This window comes from Aurantimonas sp. E1-2-R+4, from assembly GCF_036549515.1.
In the GTDB taxonomy this organism is placed as follows: domain Bacteria; phylum Pseudomonadota; class Alphaproteobacteria; order Rhizobiales; family Rhizobiaceae; genus Aurantimonas; species Aurantimonas coralicida_A.
The window spans coordinates 1-579 of the sequence record NZ_JAZHLK010000166.1; the positions used below are offsets into that span (position 1 = coordinate 1).

Here is a 579-nt window from a genome sequence, read left to right on the forward strand (position 1 = left end):
ATAGCCCCGGTCGGCGATCAGGCTGGAGGCCGGCGGCAGGGCGTCGAGCACGAGACGGGCGCCCTTGTGGTCGCTCATCTGACCTTCCGACAAGAGCAGGATGATCGGCCGGCCATCATCGTCGCAGACGGCATGGAGCTTGGAGTTCAGGCCGCCTTTGGTGCGCCCGATACGTCGGGGAACATCCCCTTTTTTAGAAGGCTCGCCGCCGTCCGGTGGGCCTTCAGATGGGTCGCGTCGATCATGATGCGTTCGGGCCTCGGCCCTTCGCCCGCCAAAGCCGAGAATACCCGGTTGAAGACACCGAGCCGGCTCCAGCGGATGAAGCGGTTGTACAGCGTCTTGTGCGGGCCATAACCGGCCGGCGCGTCCTTCCACTGCAAACCGTTGCGGATCACATAGACGATGCCGCTCACCACCCGCCGGTCATCGACGCGAGGAACCCCGTGCGACAAAGGGAAATGCGGCGATATCCGCGCCATCTGGCGCTCGCTCAGCAAAAACAAACCAGCCATCAGAACCTCCTTGACGGAAGCTCTGAATCACACATCAAGAGAAATTAATAGGTCCTGAGCCTAG

General features: G+C 61.8%; 1 pseudogene. It reads right to left on the reverse strand.

The window, feature by feature from the left end:
• A pseudogene (locus tag VQ045_RS21895) lies at nucleotides 1-515 on the reverse strand (IS5 family transposase); the annotation flags it as partial.
• Nucleotides 516-579: the final 64 nt, after the last annotated feature.